Annotated in this window: 21 protein-coding genes and 4 pseudogenes; 9 read left to right on the forward strand and 16 right to left on the reverse strand. The window is 67.3% G+C overall.

The features are described 5' to 3' along the window. Positions 1 to 6 precede the first annotated feature (6 nt). From MOQ72_RS17590 to MOQ72_RS17600, 3 genes are read right to left on the reverse strand one after another with little or no spacing between them, the layout of a single operon-like run. Positions 7 to 2,181 (reverse strand): xanthine dehydrogenase family protein molybdopterin-binding subunit, encoded by a 2,175-nt coding sequence (locus tag MOQ72_RS17590; protein WP_242184813.1) that lies wholly within the window; start codon positions 2,179 to 2,181, stop codon positions 7 to 9. Continuing rightward, positions 2,178 to 3,161 (reverse strand): FAD binding domain-containing protein, encoded by a 984-nt coding sequence (locus tag MOQ72_RS17595; RefSeq protein ID WP_242184814.1) that lies wholly within the window; start codon positions 3,159 to 3,161, stop codon positions 2,178 to 2,180. Before MOQ72_RS17595 ends, MOQ72_RS17590 begins: the two co-directional genes overlap by 4 nt. Beyond that, entirely contained in the window at positions 3,158 to 3,781 is a 624-nt protein-coding gene (locus MOQ72_RS17600) for a (2Fe-2S)-binding protein (RefSeq protein WP_308197899.1), read from the reverse strand. The genes MOQ72_RS17595 and MOQ72_RS17600 overlap by 4 nt, the downstream gene beginning before the upstream one ends. 96 nt (positions 3,782 to 3,877) lie before the next feature. Here MOQ72_RS17600 and MOQ72_RS17605 point away from each other — a divergent pair, with 96 nt between their 5' ends. Beyond that, complete coding sequence (locus MOQ72_RS17605; protein WP_242184815.1) at positions 3,878 to 4,573, forward strand: TetR/AcrR family transcriptional regulator; 696 nt, start codon at positions 3,878 to 3,880, stop codon at positions 4,571 to 4,573. A gap of 102 nt (positions 4,574 to 4,675) precedes the next feature. On the opposite strand, the gene MOQ72_RS17610 is transcribed toward MOQ72_RS17605, so the two are convergent. Then, positions 4,676 to 5,347 carry a GntR family transcriptional regulator gene (locus tag MOQ72_RS17610; RefSeq protein ID WP_242184816.1) on the reverse strand — a complete coding sequence of 224 codons (672 nt, stop codon included), beginning with the start codon at positions 5,345 to 5,347 and terminating at the stop codon, positions 4,676 to 4,678. 217 nt (positions 5,348 to 5,564) lie between these two features. Between MOQ72_RS17610 and MOQ72_RS17615 the strand changes: the two genes are divergently transcribed. From MOQ72_RS17615 to MOQ72_RS17625, 3 genes and pseudogenes are all read left to right on the forward strand, one after another. Further along, entirely contained in the window at positions 5,565 to 6,485 is a 921-nt protein-coding gene (locus tag MOQ72_RS17615) for a glycine/sarcosine/betaine reductase selenoprotein B family protein (RefSeq protein WP_242184817.1), read from the forward strand. Between the two features lie 31 nt (positions 6,486 to 6,516). After that, positions 6,517 to 6,665, forward strand: a pseudogene (locus MOQ72_RS17620) (thioredoxin-disulfide reductase); the annotation flags it as partial. Between the two features lie 73 nt (positions 6,666 to 6,738). Then, on the forward strand, positions 6,739 to 8,097 hold the full coding sequence (locus tag MOQ72_RS17625; RefSeq protein ID WP_242184818.1) for an aminomethyl transferase family protein: 1,359 nt from the start codon (positions 6,739 to 6,741) through the stop codon (positions 8,095 to 8,097). Positions 8,098 to 8,232: 135 nt separating this feature from the next. Here MOQ72_RS17625 and MOQ72_RS17630 read toward each other — a convergent pair whose 3' ends face one another. From MOQ72_RS17630 to MOQ72_RS17660, 6 genes are all read right to left on the reverse strand, one after another. Further along, entirely contained in the window at positions 8,233 to 8,505 is a 273-nt protein-coding gene (locus tag MOQ72_RS17630; protein ID WP_242184819.1) for a hypothetical protein, read from the reverse strand. Next, complete coding sequence (locus tag MOQ72_RS17635) at positions 8,502 to 8,966, reverse strand: DUF8746 domain-containing protein (protein ID WP_242184820.1); 465 nt, start codon at positions 8,964 to 8,966, stop codon at positions 8,502 to 8,504. The genes MOQ72_RS17630 and MOQ72_RS17635 overlap by 4 nt, the downstream gene beginning before the upstream one ends. 303 nt (positions 8,967 to 9,269) lie before the next feature. Next, positions 9,270 to 9,854 (reverse strand): TetR/AcrR family transcriptional regulator, encoded by a 585-nt coding sequence (locus MOQ72_RS17645; protein WP_242184821.1) that lies wholly within the window; start codon positions 9,852 to 9,854, stop codon positions 9,270 to 9,272. Between the two features lie 118 nt (positions 9,855 to 9,972). Continuing rightward, positions 9,973 to 10,908: an SDR family NAD(P)-dependent oxidoreductase gene (locus MOQ72_RS17650; protein ID WP_242184822.1), complete on the reverse strand. Its 936-nt coding sequence runs from the start codon at positions 10,906 to 10,908 to the stop codon at positions 9,973 to 9,975. 24 nt (positions 10,909 to 10,932) lie between these two features. Further along, positions 10,933 to 11,934, reverse strand: coding sequence for an aldo/keto reductase (locus MOQ72_RS17655; RefSeq protein ID WP_242184823.1), 1,002 nt, complete (start codon positions 11,932 to 11,934; stop codon positions 10,933 to 10,935). Between the two features lie 271 nt (positions 11,935 to 12,205). Next, on the reverse strand, positions 12,206 to 13,042 hold the full coding sequence (locus MOQ72_RS17660; RefSeq protein WP_242184824.1) for an SDR family NAD(P)-dependent oxidoreductase: 837 nt from the start codon (positions 13,040 to 13,042) through the stop codon (positions 12,206 to 12,208). 148 nt (positions 13,043 to 13,190) lie between these two features. On the opposite strand from MOQ72_RS17660, the gene MOQ72_RS17665 reads away from it, so the two are divergent. Next, positions 13,191 to 13,466, forward strand: a complete 276-nt coding sequence (locus MOQ72_RS17665) for an acyl-CoA-like ligand-binding transcription factor (protein WP_242184825.1) — start codon at positions 13,191 to 13,193, stop codon at positions 13,464 to 13,466. A gap of 699 nt (positions 13,467 to 14,165) precedes the next feature. On the opposite strand, the gene MOQ72_RS17670 is transcribed toward MOQ72_RS17665, so the two are convergent. The 3 genes and pseudogenes from MOQ72_RS17670 to MOQ72_RS45610 form a co-directional block, all read right to left on the reverse strand. Next, positions 14,166 to 14,750 (reverse strand): TetR/AcrR family transcriptional regulator, encoded by a 585-nt coding sequence (locus MOQ72_RS17670; RefSeq protein WP_242184827.1) that lies wholly within the window; start codon positions 14,748 to 14,750, stop codon positions 14,166 to 14,168. A 215-nt stretch (positions 14,751 to 14,965) separates the two neighbouring features. Continuing rightward, positions 14,966 to 15,402, reverse strand: a pseudogene (locus tag MOQ72_RS45605) (IS3 family transposase); the annotation flags it as partial. Positions 15,403 to 15,456: 54 nt separating this feature from the next. Continuing rightward, positions 15,457 to 16,017: pseudogene (locus tag MOQ72_RS45610) on the reverse strand (CobW family GTP-binding protein); the annotation flags it as partial. A gap of 410 nt (positions 16,018 to 16,427) precedes the next feature. Here MOQ72_RS45610 and MOQ72_RS44540 point away from each other — a divergent pair. Together MOQ72_RS44540 and MOQ72_RS17680 are read left to right on the forward strand one after the other, a co-directional pair. Then, the gene (locus MOQ72_RS44540; RefSeq protein WP_277954262.1) at positions 16,428 to 16,556 is read left to right on the forward strand and encodes a hypothetical protein; all 129 of its coding nucleotides are present in this window, start codon (positions 16,428 to 16,430) and stop codon (positions 16,554 to 16,556) included. A 74-nt stretch (positions 16,557 to 16,630) separates the two neighbouring features. Next, entirely contained in the window at positions 16,631 to 16,768 is a 138-nt protein-coding gene (locus MOQ72_RS17680) for a hypothetical protein (protein ID WP_242184829.1), read from the forward strand. A 173-nt stretch (positions 16,769 to 16,941) separates the two neighbouring features. Here MOQ72_RS17680 and MOQ72_RS17685 read toward each other — a convergent pair whose 3' ends face one another. After that, positions 16,942 to 18,837 carry a serine/threonine-protein kinase gene (locus MOQ72_RS17685; protein WP_277954263.1) on the reverse strand — a complete coding sequence of 632 codons (1,896 nt, stop codon included), beginning with the start codon at positions 18,835 to 18,837 and terminating at the stop codon, positions 16,942 to 16,944. 530 nt (positions 18,838 to 19,367) lie between these two features. Continuing rightward, a pseudogene (locus MOQ72_RS45615) lies at positions 19,368 to 19,610 on the reverse strand (transposase); the annotation flags it as partial. A gap of 52 nt (positions 19,611 to 19,662) precedes the next feature. On the opposite strand from MOQ72_RS45615, the gene MOQ72_RS17695 reads away from it, so the two are divergent. Beyond that, on the forward strand, positions 19,663 to 20,013 hold the full coding sequence (locus tag MOQ72_RS17695) for a hypothetical protein (protein WP_242184832.1): 351 nt from the start codon (positions 19,663 to 19,665) through the stop codon (positions 20,011 to 20,013). 269 nt (positions 20,014 to 20,282) lie between these two features. Continuing rightward, a complete protein-coding gene (locus MOQ72_RS17700; protein ID WP_242184833.1) occupies positions 20,283 to 21,695 on the forward strand; it encodes a YVTN family beta-propeller repeat protein in 1,413 nt (470 codons plus the stop codon). Here MOQ72_RS17700 and MOQ72_RS17705 read toward each other — a convergent pair. After that, entirely contained in the window at positions 21,665 to 22,183 is a 519-nt protein-coding gene (locus tag MOQ72_RS17705) for a tripartite tricarboxylate transporter substrate-binding protein (RefSeq protein ID WP_242184834.1), read from the reverse strand. The genes MOQ72_RS17700 and MOQ72_RS17705 overlap by 31 nt on opposite strands. Positions 22,184 to 22,450 lie beyond the last annotated feature (267 nt).

Raw genomic sequence — 22,450 nt, forward strand, 5'->3', positions numbered from 1 at the left:
GTGCGCTCATAACATGAGCTTGTCCTGGGTGAACGGAACTTCTCGCAGGCGGCGGCCGGTGGCGTGGAAGATGGCGTTGCCGATTGCGGCGGGCACTCCGGTCATCGGGGTCTCGCCGAAGCCCCGCGCGCCAAGCGCTGTGCTGGCCGGGTCCGGCCGGTCCACGAAGAACGTCTCCACCGAGGGCACGTCCGGGCACACCGGCATCAGGTAGGTGGACAGGTTCGGGTTGACCACCCGTGCCGAGGTCGGGTCCACCATCGTGTGCTCCATCAGCGCGAAGCCGATTCCCCAGGTCACACCGCCGAGCACCTGTGAACGTGCGGTCCGGCGGTTGAGCACCCGTCCAGGGTCGTGGGCGGTCACCACCCGGCTCACGCGCACGGTGCCGAGCCTCGGCTGGACCCGGACCTCCACGAACACGGCACCGAACGAGTGGCCGGGCGTGTTCAGCAGGTTTCCCGTCGCTTCGACCGGACGGCCACCGCGGGCCACGACATCGCGATAGCTGTCCCTGCGCTGGCGATCCGCGCGGGCGATGAGGTAGCCGCCCTCGGTCACGATGTCCTCGGCGCGCAGGCCGTGCAGCGGGGAGCGCGGATCGGCGATGGCGAGCTTGACCACGGCGTCTCGTGCGCTCTGCGCCGCGCGGGACACCGGTCCAACCACGCTGGCCATCGTGGCCGACGCCGCCGACAGAGACCCGGGAGGGAACGCCGTGTCGCCGAGCAGCGACGTGACCTGATCCAGCGGCATACCGAGTCCGTCGGCGACGACCTGGGTGAGCACCGTGTAGGTGCCGGTGCCGATCTCCTGGGTGGCGATCCGCAGCGTCGCCCGCCCGTCGAGGCCGATGGTGATGGCCGCGGTCGACGGTATCGCGCCGTGGCTGTGGGCCTCGGTGGCCATACCCCAGCCGATGTACTCGTCGCCGTCCTTTGTCGACCCCGGTTTGGCGTTGCGCCGCTGCCAGCCGAACGCCTTTGCCGCCGTCTGGTAGCACTCCAGCAGGTGCTTGCTGGAGTAGAGCTGGCCGTTGCGCGGGTCGACGTTGCTGTGGTTGCGTACCCGCAGCTCCAGCGGATCGATGCCGATGGCGTAGCTCAGCTCGTCCATGGCCGTCTCAAGGCCGAAGTGCGCGGTCGTCTCCGGCGATCGCATGTAGCTCGAAGTCGGCAGGTCCAGCCGCACGCCCTGCTGTCGCACGTGGACGTTCGGGCAGGCGTACAGCGCGAGCACGGACTCGCTGGGGTTCCAGATTCCCTCGTCGGTGCGGGTCATCTGCGCCGTGCTGGTGTCGACGATGGCGGTCAGCGCGCCCTGCCGCGTGGCACCGAGCTGCACGCGGTGGCGGAACTCGGAACGGTGGCCTGCGGAGGTATACATCTGCGCGCGGGCCAGCACGAGCTTCACCGGCCGGCGAGCGAGCCTGGCTGCGGCCGCCGTGAGGAGCGTGTGCGACCACACGGGGCCCTTCGCTCCGAAACCACCGCCCAGGTAGGGCGAGACAACACGGACGTTCTCCGGCGACAAGTCGAATGCGGTCGACACGACTGTGCGGCTGAATATGACGCCCTGTGCGCTCTCGTACAGCGTCAGCGCGTCGCCGTCCCAGACAGCGGTGGAGGTGTGCGGTTCGATCGGGTTGTGGTGGTGCATCGGGCTGGCGTAGTCCTGCTCGATCCGCACCTCGGCTCGTTCGAGCGCCCCGGCGGCATCGCCGCGGGTGATCTCGTTCGGCTCCTCGCGGAACGGGGGCGGCAGGTACACCTCGTCGAGCGCGTCAGCGATCCGCACGGTCGGACGCTCGGCGCGATAGCTGACGCGCACCAGGTTCGCGGCCTCCTGCGCCTGTTCGAGGGTCTCCGCCACGACGTAAGCGACCGGCTGCCCGTTGTGGTGCACCCGCGCGTCCTGCATCGGGACGAAACCCTTGGGGTAGGGGAAGGGCGGCACCGTCAGCCGCGGCATGTCCCGGTGGGTGTACACCGCGACGACGCCGGGATGCGCCAACGCCGCGCTCGTGTCGATAGCCGTGATCTCACCGCGGGCGATCGTGCTCATCACCAGAAAACCGTGCAGCACGCCGGGAATCTGGTTGTCCGCGGCGTAGCGGGCCGCACCGGTTACCTTCGCAGGGCCGTCCACCCGCTCGACGCCCCGCCCAACCAGCTCGATCAACGAATGCCTCCCAGATCGCTGAGGATGCTCACCAGCGCACGCTGGACGAGCTCGATCTTGAACCTGTTTCCCTCGTGCGCAACGGCGTCGCTGACCAAGACGCGACCCGCGTCGGCCATCGTCGCCGCTGTCAGCTCTCGGCCACGCAGCGCGGCTTCGACGCGGGGGTCGCGCCACGGGCGCGTGCCCACGCCGCCGAATGCCAGCCGCACGTCCCGCACGGTGCGGCCGTTCATCTGGAGCGCGGCCGCCACCGACACGACCGCGAACTCGAAGCTGGCCCGGTCGCGCAGCTTCAGGTATTGCGAGTGCGCGGCCACAGGTGCATGCGGAACGCTCACTCCCGTGATGAGTTCTCCTGGACGCAGCGCGTTCTCCCGCTCCGGTGTGGCCTCGGGAAGGAGGTAGAAGTCTGCGACGGGGACGGCTCTGTCGCCCCCCGGGCCGAGCACGTGCACGGTCGCGTCCAGCGCAACCAGCGCCACTGCCAGGTCCGAGGGATGTGTGGCGATGCAGTGGTCGCTGCCGCCCAGGATCGAGTGTCCCCGGTTGTGCCCGTTGATCGCCGGGCAACCAGTGCCGGGGACGCGCTTGTTGCACGCCGAGCCGGAGTCGCGGAAGTAACCGCATCTGGTGCGCTGCAACAGGTTTCCGCCGATCGCAGCCATGTTGCGGACCTGTGGGGACGCCGAGGCGAGCAAAGCCTGCGAAAGCACCGGGAACTCCCGCCGCACCACTGGGTGGTCGGCGACCTGCCGCATCCTGGCCAGCCCGCCGATGCGCACCGCCTCGCCGTCCACGGTGACTCCGGCGATGTCCAGGTGGTTGACGTCCACCAGGTGGTCGTGGGCCTGCACCCCGTCCTTCATCAGGTTCAGCAGGTCCGTCCCGCCCGCGACGAACGTCGAGTTCGGGGTTTCGGCGGCGATGCGCACGGCATCGGCCGGGTTTTCCGCGACGGTGTAGCCGAAGGACCTCATCCTCGCAGCTCCTTCGCGGCGTCGGCGACGGCTGCCGTGATGTTCTGGTAGCAGGCGCAGCGGCACAGGTTGCCGCTCATCCACTCGCGGATCTCCGCCTCGGAACCGGTGTGCCCCTCGTCGATGCAGGCCACGGCGGACATGATCTGACCAGGAGTGCAGCCACCGCACTGGAAGGCGTCGTGCCGGATGAACGCGGCCTGCACCGGGTGCAGGTGCTCGTCGCGCGCCAAACCTTCCACGGTGGTGACCTCAGCGCCCTGGCGCATGACGGCCAGGGTCAGACAGGACTTGATCCGTTCACCGTCGACCAGCACCGTGCACGCGCCGCACTCGCCCCGGTCGCAGCCCTTCTTGGTACCGGTCAAGCCGAGGCGCTCGCGGAGCGCGTCGAGCAGGGTCACCCTCGGCTCGACGACCACGCTGCGCCGCTGCCCGTTGACCGTTAAGTCAATCCCCACCGATGCCCCGGCAGCAATGGCCTGCGCCGGACCCTCGGCGGCCGGGGCGGCTGAGGCGATGTTGGGGACCGCGACCACCCCAGCTGCGGTGACAGCGGTGGACTTCAGGACGGTACGTCGCGTGTGCACGCGTTTCTCGGGTACGGGGTCGTCCGACACCAGCCCAGTAGAATCCTTTAAAGAATCTGGCATAGCGCCGTTATATCCGTATAACCCTGTTCAAGTCAAGCTCGCCTAATCGTATATCCTTGCTATATGGTTGACGGTCACCGCAACACGCGGACGAAGATCCTCGAAAGCACTGCGACGCTGCTGGAGCGCCTGGGCGCGGAGGCGATATCGATCCGCGACGTGTGCCAGGCAGCCGGAGTTACCGCGCCGACCGTCTACCACCACTTCGGCGACAAACAGGGACTGCTCGAAGCGGTAGCCGTGGAAGGCTTCGAACGCTATCTCAGCGCCAAGCGCGGCCGGAAACCCTCTGCCGCCCCCCTTGACGACATGCGCCGCAGCTGGGACATCCACATCGGCTTCGGCCTCGCCCACCCGGCCTTCTACCGGCTGATGTACGGCACCCCCCGCGCCGAAGACAAACCACCAGCGCGCGAGGGCCGCCGAATACTGCTGGGCCTGCTGGAAAATCTGGCTGAGGCGGGGCGGCTGCGGCTGCCGTTGGAGGAGGCAGCCGCGATGATCCACACGGCAGCCGTGGGCACTACTCTCACCCTGCTCTCATCCCGGGATGAGCCCGGGGCGACGGGATTGGCCGAACGGATGCGCGAAGCCGTCTTCGCCGCCGTGTTTCACCTGGATGAACCGCCACGCGAAAAGTCGGCCATGCGGGAGTTGGCGCGCACGCTCCTGGCGTCCCTGTCCGCGCGCCCCGCGCCAGAACTGACTCCGGGAGAACGCGGCATCCTGCTGGAACTGCTGCGGAAACTCTCCACCTGAAAGCCCGAGAGCCTCCTGCGGATCCCTCCTCGGAACCATCTACGGCACGCGGCGGAGGCGACCGTGGAGACAGGCCATCATCGTGCAGGAGCCGTGTGTGGTTCAGAGACTTCGGAGGCCCTTGCGGAGTGTCTCGTGTGTGGCGCGGATGTGTTCGGCCAGGCGCGCCACGGCGGTGTCGGTATCGCGGGCCAATACGGCGTCGAGCAGCACTTGGTGTTCGTGTTCGAGATCCCGGCCGTCGTGCGGGTGGACCTCGACCGACCAGCGGCGGTAGAGCTCCCCGCGGTCGCGTAGCCGGAGTGCGGTGGCAAGGATGTAGCCGTTCCGGCAGCCCTCCAGGAGCGCGGTGTGGAACGCCCCGTGGGCCTTGCCCCACTCCGCGGTGAACCGTGCGGCACGCTCGTCCGACTCGTGGCGTGGCGTGGCGGTCAGCAAGTAATGAGCCCCGACGAGGCGCGATTCCCAGGCCGTGTCGCCCTGCTGAATCGAGTAACGCAACGCCAGGGTTTCGATGTCGATCCGTGCTTCGGTGAGGTCGTCGAGATCCTCGTTCGACAGTGTGCTCACCCGGAAGCCCTGCATCGGCCGCACATCGACCAGGCCGCGGTCGGCCAGCCGCAGGAGGCTTTCTCGAACCACGCCGACGCTGCTGTCGAACTGCTCGCACAGCTCCGCGATCCGCAGGGGCTGACCTGGCTTCCAGCGGCCGCCCAGGATATCGGCGCGCATGCCCGTGTACACCCGCTCGTTGCGGGTCTCCTTCTCGGCCATGTCGCCATCCTACAAATCTTCGATTGTCCGTTCTGCCAGGTCAGATGCAACGAATTGAGTTATCTTCGAATATCCTTGAATACTCGAAAATCCGCCGCTACGCTGCGGACAGCGCCTCGCGAATCCGGGCCTGCCCCGGCCTGGACGTTGCGGGCGGGGACAGGAGCCCGCCGCCGACCGCCCCGCGAGAACTACCGAGCACAGAGGAGAGCAGCGCATGAGTTCCCCAGCCGACCTCGATCTCACCGGTCCCGCCTTCGACTTCGACCAGAGCGTGGCCATACCGGTCCTCGGTATTTCCTCCTTGAGCGTGCCGACGTTCGACCCGCCTGAGCTGACCGCGCTGACCAAGCCGCTCGCGCAGGCCACGGTGGGCCTTCTCGTCACGTGCGGCGCGTACTACCCGGACCAGCCACGGCTGGGCCAGCGCGGCGACCTGTCCTACCGGCTGCTGCCTCGCGAACGCGACCTGTCCGAGGTCCTCATCGCGCACATGACGCCGATCCGCGCGTTCGCCCTGGCGGACCCGAACGTGGCCTACCCGCGCGACACCCTGCTGGACCTCGAATCCGACGGCGTGATCGGGCGCTATGCCGACAACGCGATCTCGATGGTCGGCTCGATCAGCCAGTACGAGGCGCTGGCCACCGAGACCGCGCCCAGGATCGTCGAAGAGTTCCACGCCATGAACGTCGACCTCGTGCTGGTGGTGCCGTTCTGCCCGCAGTGCCATGTGTCCGCGGGTGTGCTCGCGCGGGCGATCGAGCGGCGCGGGCTGCCCACGACCAGCCTGACCACGCTGCGGCACCAAGCGCGGTCGGTGAAGCCACCGCGCGCGACTTTCCTGGATTTTCCACTCGGCTGTCCCGGTGGGAAGCCGCGCGAACATGGCTTGCAGCGGCAGGTGGTGCGCGCAGCGCTGGAGACTGGCGCCGCGGTCGAACCTGGCGACGAGTGGACCCTGCACCGGTTGCCCTTCCAGTGGGACGCCGACGGTAAGCGCGACTGGGAGTCGCTGGTCGTCGATCTCTACCGGATCGACAACGAGATTCGGGGCACGGTGAAGGCCAACGCCGCCGCCCACGAGGAGTCGATCGAAGGCCGCGAGAGGGAGTTCACGAACCGGTGCGCCTGCTGACCGACGTTTCCCGGCAGTCCGGGAAGGCGCGATGAGTGCCGAGGACGTGCACGAGTTGATCGTCATCGGCTCCGGTCCGCTGGCTACACCGCAGCGATCTATGCCGCACGGGCCCAGCTCGCGCAGTTCGTCTTCGAGGGCAGCCAATTCGGCCGCGCTCTCATGACCAACACCGGGGTCGCTGGCGCGGCTATCGAGGCCGAACGCTGGCTCGCCGAATCGGCGCCCGCACCGAAGAGGAGGACGGCCAGCCGTGCCTGAAGAATCCCTCGAAGCCAAGATCCGGCGAATCGGCGACCCGGTCACGATGCTGCGCAACGCGCCCGCCGGGGCCTACCCATTCCCCATGCGCCCGGAGTTCAGCAACTGGCGTGACGAGCAGGCGGCCTGGAAGCAGACCGCGGCCCTGTTCGACCAGTCGTTCCACATGACCGACTACACCTTCGAAGGTCCGGACGTGGTACGCCTGCTGTCGGACACCGGCGTCAACAGCTTCCGCACCTTCGGTGCGAACAAGGCGAAACAGTTCGTCGCCTGCAACGCCGACGGAAAGCTGGTCGGCGACGTGATCCTGCTCGGTCTGGAGGACGACAAAGCGAGCCTGCTGGGTTCGGCCATCGTCGCGCAGTGGGTTGCCTTCCACGCCGAGAAGTGCGGCTACGACGTCCAGCTCACTCGCGACGAGCGCACGGGCGTGAACAAGGGATCCCGCTTGCAGTACCGCTATCAGCTGCAAGGACCGGAAGCGCTCGCCATTGTGGAGAAGGCGCACGGCGGTCGAGTCGAGCGGCTCAAGTTCTTCGCCATGGGCGAGTTCACGATCGCGGAGCGTCCGGTCCGGGTCCTGAACCACACCATGACCGGCATTCCCGGCGAGGAGATGACCGGGCTCGAATTGTTCGGCCCGGCCGCGGACGGGCCTGCTGTTTGGGAGGCGCTCCGCACAGCCGGCGAGGAGTTTGGCATGCGAGAAGCCGGCGCGATCGCCTACTCGACCACCGCGCTGGAGTCGGGCTGGCTCGGGCTTCCAGTGCCCGCCATCTACTCCGGAGAGTCCACGAAGGACTTCCGAGAGTGGGTCGGCGGGCATACCTTCCCAGGCGTCGCGTCGCTGGGCGGGAGCCTCGTGCTGCCCGAGATCGACGACTACTACGTCACGCCGTACGACCTGAACTACGACCGGATCGTGAAGTTCGATCATGACTTCATCGGCCGTGACGCGCTGAACGCCGCCGCCGACAACGGGCCGCGGCGCAGGAAGGTGTGGCTGCGGTGGAACGACGAGGACGTCAAGCGGATCTTCGCCGACAGCCTTTTCACCGGGCAGCGCCAGCCCAAGTTCCTCCAGGTGCCGTACGCGGTCTACTCGACCTACCAGTACGACACGATCCTGAAGGGGGACCGGATCGTCGGCTTCTCCAACCGGACCGGCTACACCGTCAACGCCGGCTGCTGGTTCTCGCTGTGCGTGGTCGAGGAAGCCGAGGCGGTGGACGGGAACGAACTGACCGTCATGTGGGGTGAGCCAGACGGCGGCTCGGCCAAGCCCAACGTCGAACGGCACGTGCAGACCGAGGTCCGCGCGACCGTGCACACCCAACCGCTTGTGTGAACGTGCCCGGAGAAAAGGGGCGAATCTCGGTCGTCGGTCACGTCTCGGGCAGCTCTTTGTCCGGGTGGCGCGGGAGGACCGCGTGCACGCGGTAGTCGCCGTCGTCAGTTCGGCCGGTGTGGAGCTTTCCGCCGGTCAGGGCAACGCGTTCCCGCATGCGCGATGAGCGCGCCGAAGACCCAGACGACCGAGAGCGTCTTGTCGAACGTGATGTCCCCCGTTGTCCGGCGGGTTGTGCGCCACCACCGTGAGCAGGATCTGGACCACCAGCGCCGACCACATCAGCACCCAGTTGGAAAGCAGGGTCCGGAAGGAGGTCCACTCGTAGCCGAGGGCGCGCCGGAAACCGGGCGCGCGGTCCGCGGGCGGCAGCGCCACCCGGCTCGTACCGATCGTTTCCGTGCTCATGCTGCTTCTCCTCGGTAGGTCGTGGCGTTGGCGGTGGCGTGCAGGAACGCGTCTTCGAGGCTGCTGCGGCGGGTGTGCAGCTCCCGGATCGGCACGTTCGCGTGCCGGGCGGCCGCGCTGACCGCGTCCGGGTCGGCGCTGTCGACGACGAGCACGTCGGCCTCCTCGTGCTGCACCCGGAAACCCTCCTGGCGCAGCCACTCCCGGAATCGCTCGGCCTGCGCGGTGCGAACGACCACGTGCGTGCGGGTGTGCGCCTCAACGAAGTTCCGCACCGGTTCGGCCGCGATCAACCTGACTTCGCCGATGACCACCAGATCGTCGGCCAGCTGCGCCATCTCGGACAGCAGGTGCGAGGAGACGAACACCGTCTGTCCCTCGTCCGCCAGGTCGCGCAGCAGCGAGCGGATCCAGCGCACGCCCTCGGGGTCGAGCCCATTGGTCGGCTCGTCGAGGATCACGTACGGAGTCGTGGGGGGTTAACCTGCGCCGCGGCCTCGCCGCCGTGCCGGTGCCGGACGCGCCGATGGTGACGACGGTGATCGCGTGGCCGCCCCACAGCCGCGCGCGGGGCGTCGCTGGGCTGGTCCGGGCCGCGACCCACCTCTAGCCGTGTCTGGAAAGTGCTGGGCTGCTGACATCCGAGACGTGCTGGATCTCTGCCGAGTGGGAAGAGAAATACCCGGCGATGATCCGGCTCTGGTGAAATAGCACGGAGCAGTTCATCCCGTTCCTGGACCGTCGGGAAGGGCGGCTGCCCGACGTCAGCGGCGGGTCAGTCCTTCCACGATCAGGTTTGTGACGGCCTGGAACACGGCGTCGATGCCGGGTTCGCTCCACTCCCAACGGAACAGGGGATTGTGGAAGGTTGTCGTGGCCGTGAAGACGGCGATCGCTGCCGGTGCGGAGTCGGTCTCGGCGAACTCACCGCGTTCAACGCCTGCGGCGATGATGGTCTGGAGTTGGTCGACGAGGTCGCGCGTGTGCTCGACGGCGGCGTCACCGTGCTCGGCGACCAGCGTGGTGAAGGTGTCGAAGAGCTCCGGATCGTCGCGGGAGTGCTGCTTCTTGGCCTCGAACAGGCGGGTTAGCCAGTGACGTAGGCGTTCGGGTGCTGGTGTCGGGCTCGTGGCGATCTCGTCGAGACCGGCGTGCACTCGGTGGAGCCACTCGTGGATGACCGCTTCGCGCAAAGCAACTTTGGTGGGGAAATGACGGTAGATGCTGCCGGGGCTGACCCCGAGTGCGCGAGCGACGTCGGCGACCGTCGCTTTGGCGGGGCCATACCGCCGCAGCACGTCCTCCGTTGTGTCGAGGATCTGCTGCCGCGTGAGAGTGGTGTCGGCCACGTGGTCTCCTCAAGCATGGGTTCGTGCGGCCGGTCGACGAGCGCCCAAGGGGCGAGACCGGCTCGTGGCTGGTCCCGCCCCTTCTTCCCGGAGGGATGTTTGCCGCACCGGATGGAGCTTAGGTAACGTCGGTGCGATCGATCCCGCGCCCGTCGATGACGGCGGGCCCGGTAGGCAGTAGGTCGCCGAAGCCCAACCGCGCGATGAACTGATGGCGGCTGCGAGCCGCGGCCTCGTTGACAGGGATGTCCCCGACGCCGGTGAAGTCGACCGTGGTCCGGAACGGGCGGGTGCCGGCGGGCAGGTCGACGACGCGGACGATCTCGTCGGCGACGCTCTGCACGTCCGGGGTCAGACCGGGCAGGGTCATTCCCCGCGAGGCCACTTCGTTGCGATCGAGGTAGGGCTGGTAGATCTCCAGGTACTGCTGCTGAACCTCGGTGTCGGACGCTGACTCAGCCTTGGGGAAGTGGGCGGTGCCGTCAACGAAGATGCCGGGCATGACGATGGTGGTGTCGATGCCGAACTTGATCGTCTCGTAGCTGACCGACTCGGCGAAGGAGTCGAACGCGGCTTTCGCTGCCGTGTACGGCCCCAGGAATGGCGGAACCACCCTCGTCGACCCACTGCCGACCCAGAGCAACAGGCCGGACCGCTGCTTGCGCATTATCGGCAGGAAGGCACGGTTGACCCGCAGCGCCCCGACCACATTGGTGTCCAGCCCGCGCAGGAGCTGCTCGGGGGTGAACGCCTCAGTGATCCCGAAATAGAGGTGTGCGGCGTTGTGCACCAGCACGTCAACGCGGCCCTGTTCGGCTAGGACAGAGTCCGCGGCGGCCTGCGCCGACTCGGCCGACAGGATGTCGAGCTCCAGAACCTTCAGGTTGACCTTGTGCTCTTCGGCGAAGGCGCGGGCCGACGCGGCCTTGTCGGCGTTGCGGGACTCGATGCCCCGCATGCTCGCGTAGACGGTGTGACCTGCCAGGGCGAGCGAACGGGCGGCGAGCCTGCCCATCCCGGTACCCGCCCCCGTGACCACGATGACCTTGGACATAGCGATCCTCCCGTCTTGACTTGGTCAGCGCTCGCTGTCCAAGGCGGCCATGTGTTGGGTGGGGTAGCGGTCACCGGCGGCGGCGCCTGCCGGCACGGCTGCTTCGATCGCGTCGAGGTGGTCCTCGGTCATGACTAGTTCGGCGGCCGCAAGGGACTCCTGCAGGCGATCCCGCCGCCGCGCGCCCACCAGCGGCACGACGTCCGACCCGCGCGAGGCGACCCAGGCGATCGCGACCTGCGCGACGGTGGCACCGATCGACCGGGCGACCTTGTCGAGCGCGTCGACGAGGGCGAGGTTCGCCCGGAGGTTCTCGCCCTGGAAGCGCGGCGAGTGCCCGCGGAAGTCGTTGCCCGCCAGTTCGCGATCCGGCGTCCAGTGGCCGGACAGCAGACCACGGGAGAGCACGCCGTAGGCGGTGATGCCGGTGCCCAGCTCGCGGGCCGTGGGCAGGATGGAGGTCTCGATGCCGCGGGAGAGCAGCGAGTACTCGATCTGCAGGTCGCTGATGGGGTGCACCGCGGCGGCCCGCCGCAGCGTCGCCGCGCTGACCTCGGACAGTCCGATGTGGCGCACGTAGCCGGCCTGGACCAGCTCGGCGATGGCGCCGACGGTGTCCTCGATCGGCACGTTCGGGTTCAGCCGCGTCGGCCGGTAGATGTCCACGTGGTCGGTACCGAGCCGGCGCAGCGTGTACGAAAGCCGGTCCTTGACCGCCACCGGGTCGGTGTCCGCTGGCGCCGGCTGGAACCCGCCGTCCGGGCTGCGCCGGCTGCCGAACTTGACACTGATGACCACGTCGTCGCGGTTGCGCTGCCGGAGCGCGTCCCGGATCAGCAGTTCGTTGTGGCCGGAGCCGTAGAAGTCCCCGGTGTCGATCAGCGTGATCCCCGCGTCGAGCGCCGCGTGGATCGTGGCGATGCTCTCCGCATCGTCTGCGGGGCCGTACAGATCCGACATGCCCATCGCCCCGAGCCCCAGCTTCGAAACCCGCGGCCCGTGCGTGCCGAGCGTGCGCTTGTCCATCGTCGTGCTTCCTCTCCTCATTGATCCCCGGTCAACGTTCGACCAAGGACCACCCTACGCTGACGACTGACGAATTTGAAGAACCGTCATTCATTCTGCGTCAGACGTCACAGCGCGGACTACCGCTGTGCCTCGCGTACGGCTGCGTGGTCGTGGCCGAGCGTGACGCCGAGCGGGGCGAAGGGCGTGCGAAAGGTGACGACATGCATGGGGCGGTTGCGGGTGTCGGTGGCGCTTTTCTGGGTGATGACTCCCTTCGTCCGATGGGTGGTCAACCCGCACAGCCGGATTTCCCCGGCCGTGCGGGTACGGCGATCAGCCGACCTGCTGGCCGATCAGCTGGGCGGAACGATCCCACAGTTTGCGAGCGAGGCCGGCGTCGAGCGCTTGTGGGTTGTTCCGCTTGGCGGGTTTGCGCTTTTCGTAGTAGGTCCCGGATTCGGTCGGCTCCCTTTTCGGGGGTGACCATGAAGGCGCGGCCGATGCGGCTGTTGTAGATGCGCTTCATGAAGCTGTCGGACTCGGTGGCGAAGCTGGTGGCCACGGCGCCGGGGTGGAACGCCGCGGCGGACACGCCCTTGGCGTGGTAGCGGCGGTGGAGTTCCTTGGTGAACAGGACGTTCTCGAGCTTCACGGTGCCGTAGGCCAGGTGCGGAGTGAAGTCCTTGTCGTGGTCGAGGTCATCGAGGTTCAGCTTGCCGAACAGGCGCGCCCCGGAGCTCGAGGTTTGGATCACCGACGCGTGGCTGGCGATCAGGTTGTCCATGAGCACGGTGGTGAGCAGGAACGGCGCGAGGTGGTTGATCTGGAAGGTCTTCTCGAAGCCGTCGACGGTCTTGGCGCGGTCACCGAAGATGCCGCCGGCATTGTTGACCAGCACGTCGATGCGCGGGTATGCGTCGTTCAGCTTCGCGGCGAGTTCGCGGACCTCGTCGAGTTTCGTGAAGTCCGCGAGGAAATGGTCGGTTCCCAATTCTCGCGCCACGGCGAGAGTCTTCTCGCGGGATCGCCCCACGACGACGACCTCGTGGCCGTTCTTGCGGAGCTGGCGGGCGCCAGCGGCGCCGATCCCGTCACTGGCACAGGTGATGACAATGGTCTTCGCCATGATGCTGTCCTTTCGTGTGAGTGCCCTCGAAGCGAGGGGTTACTTGTCCTGGGCGTTGCGCCAGGTCTGCAAACGACTGGCGTAGAGCGGCTCGACGATCTATGGCTACGAGGCGACCACCATCGACGACATCGCCGAAGCCGTCGGCATGTCCAAGCGCATCGTGTTCGCCACCCCGGGACTGCTGGCCAGCTACCTGGAAAAACTGCAGCGGATGCAGGGGGCGGCCGAGGCCGCGCTGCGCGAACGCGCGGCGGCGTCGGGCTCGCCGTACGCGGCCGACGACCCTGCGCCGGGCGCGATCGCCGGAGCGGCCTTCGCCTGCCTGCTGGCTGCACAGCATTCCTGGCTCGCCGGACGCGCGAACGGCACCTTCACCGAAGCGATCGATCGTGCGATGGCTACTATCGTGCCCCGTGCCTGAAACCCACACCAGGATCAATCGATCCGAAGGGATCAACAGCGCTTGCAGTGAGCTTGGCCCCGTTGTCCGGACACAATGGCGTTGCCCCGGTTTGCCGGACTCGGCTGGTGGAGTCGACCGGAGCACTTGCGGACTTCGAGGCGGGTGACAGGTTCAAACTCGGCAAGCCTCGGCAGCGGACAGTCCTCAACGACGCCACTGAGGACTGTCGGTACGTCGTGGTGGTGGCTCGACGGCTGACAGCCTGAACGGCGCCCTTGTTGTGACGCGGTAAAGAGTCGTCCACAATAGATCTTCCTGATCGGATAATGAGCTCCGTTGCCGCGACGCTCACCGAGGTCGCGGTTGCCACGGAAGCAAGGCCCCGGATGAGGTAACCGGGTGGCCAGAATGGCCGAGTTGGCGGGTACAGGCATGGACACGCTCGCCGGGCAGGCCGCAGTGCCACGCAGCCTGAGCTGGTGTCGTTCTCCTCGACAGCGCGATCGATCCTGGCGAGCGAGTTCTCCGCCGCCTACCGCCACAGTCCGCAGTATGTCGTGATCATCAGCGTCGCGTGGTCGTCGTGCTGCGGGAGGTTCTCGTGAACGTGCTCGTGCCGTTCGGGCCAGCCGGCGCGGTGGCTGCGAGAACGGTGAACACCGCCGCGTGTCGAATATGTACCGGAGACCGATATTGCTGGCTCCAGGTGGTGGACGGTCAGCCGCGGACCAGCCCGGCGATGACGAGGTCCGTCACGGCCTGGAAGACCGCGTCGGTTCCGGGTTTTGTCCACTCTGCGGCGTGCAGGGGGTTGTGGAACGTTGTCGTCGCTGCGAAGACCGCGTCTGCCGCCGCGTCGACGTCGGTGTCGGCGAACTCCCGGCGTTCGACACCGGCTAGGACGATCTTCCTGATCTGTTGGGTGAGGTCCCGTACGTGTTCGGTGACGACGTCGCCGTGTTCGGCGGTCAGTGCGCTGAAGGTGGCGAACAATTCCGGGTCGTCATGGGAGTGCTTCTTCTTGGCGTCGAACAACGTGGTCAGCCACTGCCGCAACCGATCGGGGGCGGGTGTGTCACTTGTGGCGATCTCGTCCAGACCGGCGTGGATGCGATCGAGCCAGTCGCGGGTGACCGCCTCGCGCAGCGCCGCCTTGGTCGGAAAGTGGCGGTAGATGCTCCCGGGACTGACCCGGAGGACGCGGGCGACGTCGGCGACGGTGGCCTTGGCCGGGCCATACCGCCGCAGCACGTCCTCGGTGGTGTCGAGGATCTGCTGCCGGGTAAGGACTGTGTCGGCCATGGGGGCTCCTGTTGTCTGGATCGTGCGCGGCGGTCGGTAGGCGGTGCGGGGAGCAACGGTGCTGGTCCCCGCACCTGCAGACGGGTCGCCTGGCCTCGCCGCGTCCCAGCTTACGAACACGTGGCGCGCTCCAGATTGTTGGTGGGGGGATTCGCCCGGTCAGTGCTTGCTGTCGAAATTCGCCATGTGCTGCGCGGGATAGCGGTCGCCGACTGCCGCTTGTAGAACACTTCGATGTAGTCGGCGACGGCGAAGCGGGCGCGGGCCCGGGTGGGGAACGGTTCTCGGTGATACATCTCGTTTTTCAGTGAAGCGAAGAACGATTCGGCGGCGGCGTTGTCCCAACACACACCGGTGCGCCCAACGCTGGTGCGAACGTGATTGTCCTTGCAGAAACGGGAAACTCGGCGGAGGTGTATTGCGTTCCGCGGTCGGAGTGAAACACCGCGTCCAGGTCGAGGTGTCCGTGGATGATCGCCATGTCCAGGGCATCGACGACCAGGCTGGTGCGCATATGGTCGGCCAGTTGCCATCCAACGACCATGCGGGTGGCCAGGTCGATCACGGTCGCGAGATACAGCCACTCTTCACCGATCTTGAGGTAGGTGATGTCGCCGACGAACCGCTGTCCCGGCGCTTCCGCGGTGAACTCGCCCGGCGAGATCCGGCCGTCCTCGGTGGCCAGCACGGCCCCGTCAGCGATCTCCCGGACGGTGCCGATCACTCGCTCCCGGTCGGCTCCCCCGAGGCGGTCGATCTTGTTGACCACGACGAGATCCGCGAAGCGGACGTGGTCGTCCAGCTCGGGGTGGCGGGCCCGGGTGTCGTCGAACTCGGCGGCGTCGACGACCTCCACCATGCCGCCGAACTCGATGTGCGGGTTCTCCGAGGAAAGCACGAGCCGGACCAGCTGTCGCGGTTCGGCGATACCGCTGGCCTCGATCACGATGGCGTCGACGGGAGCACCTGGGTAGGCCAACCGGTCCAGCATCGGGTCCACGCCGTCGGAGTCCACGGCGCAGCACAGACACCCATTCTCCAGCGATATCGCCACGTCGACCTGACCGGCGACGGTCATCGCGTCGATGTTGATGCTGCCGAAGTCATTGACCAGCACGCCGATCCGGCGCCCCTCGTTGTTGCGCAGCGGGTGGTTCAGCAGAGTCGTCTTGCCGGAGCCCAGATAGCCCGCCAACACAACTACCGGAATCCGTGCCGTCACACCCGCGCCCCCGCAGATCGAAGAAACACACTCCCCGGCGGCCATTTTCGCACGCGCCACCCCGGGACCGTGCAGCCGTCCCTACCGCGCCGGGCCACCTCCCCGGCAAGCATTTGGTTCCGTTTGATGACCGGACCTGCCGCCGCAACCTCGATGCCCGCGGTCAGCGCGCCGCCCATGACAGCGATGCCACGCGGCCCGAGGCGTGCGCCGAGCCTGCGGGACCGTGCCATGCTGGGTTGATGCGGAGGGGGAATGACTCGTCCAACTCGCCCAACGAGTCCGCGCCGTGTACCGACCCGCAACCAAGCCAGGTTCCACGCCCACGCCTGCAAAACGTAAAAGCACGGGGTCCGGTGTGGACGTTCAGGAGGCGTCGGTGTCGCCGTCGGGAAGAGGGCGGTTGGTCAGTCGGAGGCAGCCGGTGGTGGTTGGTTGGGGTCGTCGGATTCCGCGTGGCAGTGCGGTTCCTGATCAGCGTGACGATCCCGCACAGCAGCACGGCCAAACCTGCGCCGCTCGGCCAGCGGCACCGCCTCACCACGCTCCGCACCCTGCTCATGACGAGACGATTCCGCTGCTGACTCGCGTCGTCGCGCTGCTTATGCTGCTTTACGCCGAGGCCCTCGCGCGCATCCTGAAACTCACCCTTGATGACGTGATCGACGACCCCGCCGAGATCAGCCTCCAACTCGGCGACCCGCCCATCCCGGTTCCGCAACACCTCCGGTCGGTTGAGGCCGAAGGTCACCGAACATTCCACCTGCGGGCGGAACCGGACCCCGCCGGTGACTGAGAGCGCGAAGAGCTCTCCTGGGGCTGGGGCGGTGACACCGCGAGCCAGGCTGCCGTGCCTCGGGTCGAGCCGGTTCTGCTTCGGCGTCCTCGTGATGCCCATGCCGACCTCCAGGTACTCGGGTGGGGCGAGCGTCGCAGCGCCGGATGGGACCCTCTCAAGCAGGTACTACCTCACCCTGCGGGCAAGCGGGCGGCGGCCGCCTCGGCGAACCGGGTCGCCAAGGCGCATCGCTGCTCCAGAGGGTCGTCGTTGAAGACCAGCACGCGCACGAGCTCGGCCCGCGCGTCCTCGCCGCCGGTGGGCACTGGCAAGCGGTTGACCACGCTCACCAGGCACGAATCCGGATCCCACGCATCGCGCTGGACGACGGCGTCATGTCCGGCGAGCTTGAGCCACTGCCCGTCCTGGGTGGGTTCGCTGCGCTGGAACAGGACCCTCAGCCGGTCGTCACTGGTGGTGCTGAACCAGTTGCACTCCCATTCGCCGTAGCTGACCGCGGGGTGCTGAGCGTCCACCCCGGGGAGCAACTCAAGTGTCTGGGCGTCGAACAGGTCGCAAGCGCTCAGCCCGATAAGGGAACCGAGGTCGGGCTGCCCGGAGCGCCGAGGGATCTGTCCTGCGTTGAGCACGCGTGCGGCATGCTGCGCGGTGGCGTCCGCCAAGGCGCACAGGTCTGCCTGACCGTCGCGCTCGCGGGCCGCCTCCACGGAAATGATGTGCACGTCATCGGGCAGGAACAGTTCCCGCCCGCAGCTTTCAGGCAGGTCCTCGTCGTCGTGCACGACGCCAATCGATCCGATCATGTCCACCTCGCCGTCGGGCTCGGCGTCCGAACGGTAGATCTCGACGTCGACCTCGATCTCGGCACCATCGGGCTCGGTGACGAGCAGGTGGCAGCTGTTGAAGATGTCGCTGCCGGGATCGAGCCGGGTCTTGCCGAACTCGGCCACCGCGTCGGTGTCGAGCAGCGCGCACGGGTCGGCTGTGGCCTCGTCGCCTATCATGCTGGTGAAACTCGTGGTTCCAGAAGGCATTTCCGCATCGGCCGCACTACCGCCACCGTCAGTCGGGAGTTCTGGCGGCGCCCCTGGGGCAAGGCCCAAGGCGAGCCAGGTGCCGACACCGGCCAAGACCACGAGTGCGAAGCCGACGACGGCCGCGCGCTGTGACCGGGTCCAGCGTGCTGCTTCGGTGCCCAAGGCGCGGTCGCCGGACAGGGTCGCGAGCTTCTCGCGGACGGTACTGAGGGTGGGCCGACGGGCGGGGTCGTGGTCGAGCATCTGCACCAGGATCGGCGCGAGCGGGCCCGCGTTTTGTGGTGACGTGATCGCGGCTCCATCGCGGGCCTTGGCGATCAGAGCGTCGCCGGAGCCGACGCCGAAGGGGGTGGTTCCCTCAAGCAGGTGGTAGAGCGTGGCCCCGACGGAGAAGACATCGGATTTGGCGGTGTAGGCCCCGCCCCGTACGTATTCGGGCGCGATATAACCGGGCGTGCCGGCGAACTTCCCCTCAGGGATCAGAGTCTCATCGGAGTGCCGGACCCGGGATATGCCGAAGTCCGCGAGCATCACGAACCCCTCGTCGGTGATCAGCACGTTGGCTGGCTTGACGTCCCGGTGCAGGATGCCTGCGGCGTGCGCGGCGGCCAGACCACCGGCGAGCTGCGCGCCATAGCGGGCGGCCTCGAGCGGAGTCACCCGGCCGAGGCTGGCCAGGGTCCGGCCACCGCGCACGAATTCCATGACCACCCACGCGTCCCCGATATCACCGTCCCCAAGCAGCTGGTCGTCCGCGCGGTCCTGGACCACGTCGAGCACGCTGATCACGTTCGGGTGATGCACATGCGCCAGCGCTTCGGCCTCCTTCTTGATGCGGTTGGCTTCCGCCTGGGTGCCGTCGTGCAGCGCCCGCTTGAGCGCGACCGGCCGGTCTTCGAGCCGCTCGTCAGCGCCGAGCCACACCTCGCCCTGGCCGCCTTGTTCCAGTCGTTTGAGCAGCCGGTACCGTTCGGCGACTACCTGTCCGGGGCGTGCCACTTTCCCCTCCCCCAAGCCGCCTTGTGCCATACGCTTGTCAAGTACCGCTCTCCTGGCGAGATGCCAACATCAACATATCGGACTCACCCCGCCGGCGACAGGGACCCTTCGCCGGACTACTTCACCAGCACATCGACCCAGCGGATCAACCTCACCACTGCCACCAACCGCGATGTCCGCTGGCTGTTCCCTGGACGCCGCGGTGGCCAGTCCATGACCGCTGACACGATCGAAAAACGCCTACGCCAGCACGGAAATCCCACTCGTCGCGGCAGAACAGCGGCGCTTCAGCGCTCGTTCTCCAAGCATGAGCCCCCATCGTCGCTACGATGCTCGGATAGACCCACCAACAGGCCGTCCGCACCGCGACCGCGACAGGAAGCACCTGGCGCCGCTACGCCCCCGGCGACCACACACGCTTACAAGACCAGAGAACGCGTGAACTGTTGATTATGCGAGCTGGCCAAGTGTCTCACCCTAAAGCCCGTCCCGTGTTGATCAACTTGTGGTGCTGGGCAAGGGAAAGCGCGGTCTTTAACCGTGTGGCGGGTTGTGTAGTGGGTCATGGTGAGGTTGCGCATGAGGGCTACACCCCTGGCGGCGTGCCAGACGCCGTCGCGTTTGCGTCGGCAGTTGCGGAGGATGGTCCAGGACTTCATATGCGCCAGGGCATGCTCAACGCGGGCTCGGACGCGCTTGTGGACCGTGTTGAGTTCCTGCTTCCAGTTGGGAAGTTCGCTGCCGTCACCGGGTTTGCGATACGGCATGATCACGCTGGGGTTGCCTTGGTAGCCGTCGGCCATCACGTGCGCACCCGTGCAGTGCTGGTCGACACAGCCGGTCTCACCGACTCTGATGCGGCACCTGCAGGACCACGCTGACCAACGCGACGCCGCCGCACCCGGTGGACAGCTGCTGCGGTACCGCGACGGGCGCCCGATCACCACCCGCCAGTACGACCACCTCTGGGCACGGATCGGCCACCACCTCCCGTGGGTGGCCACCCAGCAGATCAGCACCGACTGGCTGCGCCACACCATCCTGAAATGGGTCGAGCGCCGCTTCGGCTACCCCGTCACACGCGCCTTCGCCGGTCACACCGACAGCACCAGCGGCGACGCCGGCACAACCACCACCTACATCCGCGCCGACCTCAACGAAGCGCCACCGCACTCGCCAGCCGAGACGGCCGCCACGTCGACCTAACTGGAGCGAAGCACACCTGGCTCGAACGCACACCACATCATGTGCATTCAACCACGCCAGACACAGTTCACTACCAGGACATGCAGTACGCGCTAACCGCGACGACACTAAACAGCATGCCGCACAGGGGTATTAACAACATCCCAGTTCCGAGCGGTACAACGCCGACAGAACGGTAACTTGCGCTGCTGATACCTCTTGCCGGGGGCAGGATCATGCGATTGTCACAACGCTTTCCGCGTTCCACCCGGAGCAGGGCGCGTCTGCCCGTGGCGGTGTTGAGCGCGGTTTCCCTGGCCCTCGTGTCGGCCTGCGGTCCGAGCGCCCCCGCTGCCCCGCCGGAACCACCCGCCATTACGCAGCCCCCCGCACTGCCCGGCGCCCAGCCGGTCTCGCCGAACGACCGGGTCTACACCGCCGACCAGGACTCCAACACGGTCAGCGTGATCGATCCGAAGGCGGGCACCGTGCTGGGGACGATCGCGCTGGGGCAACCCCGGATGGCCCCCGACGCGGACGTGCTGGGGGCCATGTACCACGGGCAGATCGACGTGCACGGTCTCGGGTTCTCCCGCGACGGCCAGCACCTCTGCGTCATCGACGTGACCAGCAACGCCGTGCACGTCGTCGACACCGCCACGAACCAGGTGCTGCGCACGATCTACGTCGGTCGCGCCCCGCACGAGGGGTTCTTCTCCCCGGACGGCAACCAACTGTGGATCGCCGAGCGCGGCCAGGACACGGTCGCGGTCATCGACTGGCGCAACAACCAAGTCCTCGACCGCATCCGCACCGAGGACGGCCCGTCGAAGGTCGTGTTCAGCCCGGACGGTCGGCTGGCCTACGTCAACCACCTGCGGGCGTCCGCGCTCGACGTCATCGACGTGGCAAGCCGCCGCATCGTGCAACGCGTCGCGCTCCCGGCCGAAGCGGGTGGCTCGTCCGACGAAGCGATCTCCCCGGACGGCAAGGAGATCTGGCTGGGCATGCCCAACAACGGCCGGACCACCACGGTCGTCAACACCGACACCTACCGGGTCCAGGCCGTACTGGACACCGGGCCGCGGACCAACCACCCCAACTTCGTCACCGTCGACGGCGTCGACTACGCCTACGTCACGATCGGTGACCTGAACCAGACCCTCGTCTACCGCCGCGCACCGCAGGGCGGACAACCCGAGCTGGTCAAGCGGATCCAGAACCACGGCGCCGGTTCGCACGGCATCTGGCCCAGTCCGGACAACACCCGCGTCTACGTGGGGTTGCAGAACTCGGATTCTGTCGACGTGATCGACACCAGGAGGATGGAGGTGATCGACACGCTCCGCATCGGGCAGTCCCCGATGGCCTTGGTCTACGTCGCGCGCAGCGGCCCCGCCAGCACCGCCAACCTGGGTCGGCAGGGCTTGGACATGCGGATCGAGGGCTTGCCGGTGGAGGTGCAGGCGACTCCTGGGACGGGCACGGCGTTCATCCGCGCCCTGCCCGGAATCGACGAGATCACCCTCAACGTGCGGGGGCTGCCGCCGAACCGCCGGTTCACCCTGTACGGCGTGCGGGGCCAGGACAGCACGACCCTGCTGTCGGCGACCAGCAACAGCACCGGCGGCATCCCGGAGGCGCTGGCCTTCGTCGCCTTCTTCGCCAACAACTACGAAAAGGTCGTACTGCGTCCCGACTGATCCGGCTCAGTTGCCGACCGCGCTGCGGAAGGTTTCTTCGGTTTGTGCGAACACGCAGGCCAACTCGGCACTGCCGAGAATTGCTGGGGGACGTAATTTGCGCACCACTTCGTCGGGCTTCTCCTGCAAAGCCAGCACGCTGGACGTCGTCGTGCTGTGGACAAGTTCGGGATACCCAACTCGACGAAGGTCGGCGCGTCGAGGTAGTTCAACCGCTGCGGAGTACCCACCGCCAGCGGTCGCAGCAGACCGGACTCGCTGGCGGACAGGACGTCCTGCGAGGCATGGACGAAGCCGACCGTGACGTTGCCGCCGGGCAGCGCCGCCTGCACCTCGGAGTTCCCGTTGAACGGAACGACTTCCAGCGGCACGCCGTAGAGCCTGGTGATCCGCCTGGTCTCCGCAGCACGGGTGTTGGTGGCGCCCGGTGTTCCGCCCTTGACCTTGGTCGGGTTCGCCTTGACGTCGTAAGGTCTCGGCGATGGCACCAATTTGGCGGATCGAGCTCCCTCCCCACACCGAGCCGAGCCCGACTCGGGACTGGGTCGCTAGGTCGATCCCAGCCCGCCGGTACATCGCGTCATGCCGCTGGTGGTCCTCAATGGACCAGCCTTGAACGGGCAGCAGAGACGGTCCGACCCGTCGGTTGTCGTGACCAGACGGTCCGAGCATTTTGGCGAATTTGTTCGGGTGCGTCCGCCCGGATGACCACGTCGACGGCCAGCTGCTGTTCTCCGACGACCTCAAAATCGCTT

The sequence above is a fragment of the Saccharopolyspora soli genome, from assembly GCF_022678645.1.
GTDB classification, from domain to species: domain Bacteria; phylum Actinomycetota; class Actinomycetes; order Mycobacteriales; family Pseudonocardiaceae; genus Saccharopolyspora; species Saccharopolyspora soli.

What these genes read in the sequence shown, in the direction of transcription:
- MOQ72_RS17595 (WP_242184814.1), bottom strand. Translation starts at nt 3,161, where the DNA reads ATGAGGTCCTTCGGCTACACCGTCGCGGAAAACCCGGCCGATGCCGTG.
- MOQ72_RS17605 (WP_242184815.1), top strand. Translation starts at nt 3,878, where the DNA reads ATGGTTGACGGTCACCGCAACACGCGGACGAAGATCCTCGAAAGCACT.
- MOQ72_RS17610 (WP_242184816.1), bottom strand. Translation starts at nt 5,347, where the DNA reads ATGGCCGAGAAGGAGACCCGCAACGAGCGGGTGTACACGGGCATGCGC.
- MOQ72_RS17615 (WP_242184817.1), top strand. Translation starts at nt 5,565, where the DNA reads ATGAGTTCCCCAGCCGACCTCGATCTCACCGGTCCCGCCTTCGACTTC.
- MOQ72_RS17630 (WP_242184819.1), bottom strand. Translation starts at nt 8,505, where the DNA reads ATGAGCACGGAAACGATCGGTACGAGCCGGGTGGCGCTGCCGCCCGCG.
- MOQ72_RS17650 (WP_242184822.1), bottom strand. Translation starts at nt 10,908, where the DNA reads ATGTCCAAGGTCATCGTGGTCACGGGGGCGGGTACCGGGATGGGCAGG.
- MOQ72_RS17655 (WP_242184823.1), bottom strand. Translation starts at nt 11,934, where the DNA reads ATGGACAAGCGCACGCTCGGCACGCACGGGCCGCGGGTTTCGAAGCTG.
- MOQ72_RS17660 (WP_242184824.1), bottom strand. Translation starts at nt 13,042, where the DNA reads ATGGCGAAGACCATTGTCATCACCTGTGCCAGTGACGGGATCGGCGCC.
- MOQ72_RS17665 (WP_242184825.1), top strand. Translation starts at nt 13,191, where the DNA reads ATGTCCAAGCGCATCGTGTTCGCCACCCCGGGACTGCTGGCCAGCTAC.
- MOQ72_RS17670 (WP_242184827.1), bottom strand. Translation starts at nt 14,750, where the DNA reads ATGGCCGACACAGTCCTTACCCGGCAGCAGATCCTCGACACCACCGAG.
- MOQ72_RS17685 (WP_277954263.1), bottom strand. Translation starts at nt 18,837, where the DNA reads ATGGCACAAGGCGGCTTGGGGGAGGGGAAAGTGGCACGCCCCGGACAG.
- MOQ72_RS17695 (WP_242184832.1), top strand. Translation starts at nt 19,663, where the DNA reads ATGCGGCACCTGCAGGACCACGCTGACCAACGCGACGCCGCCGCACCC.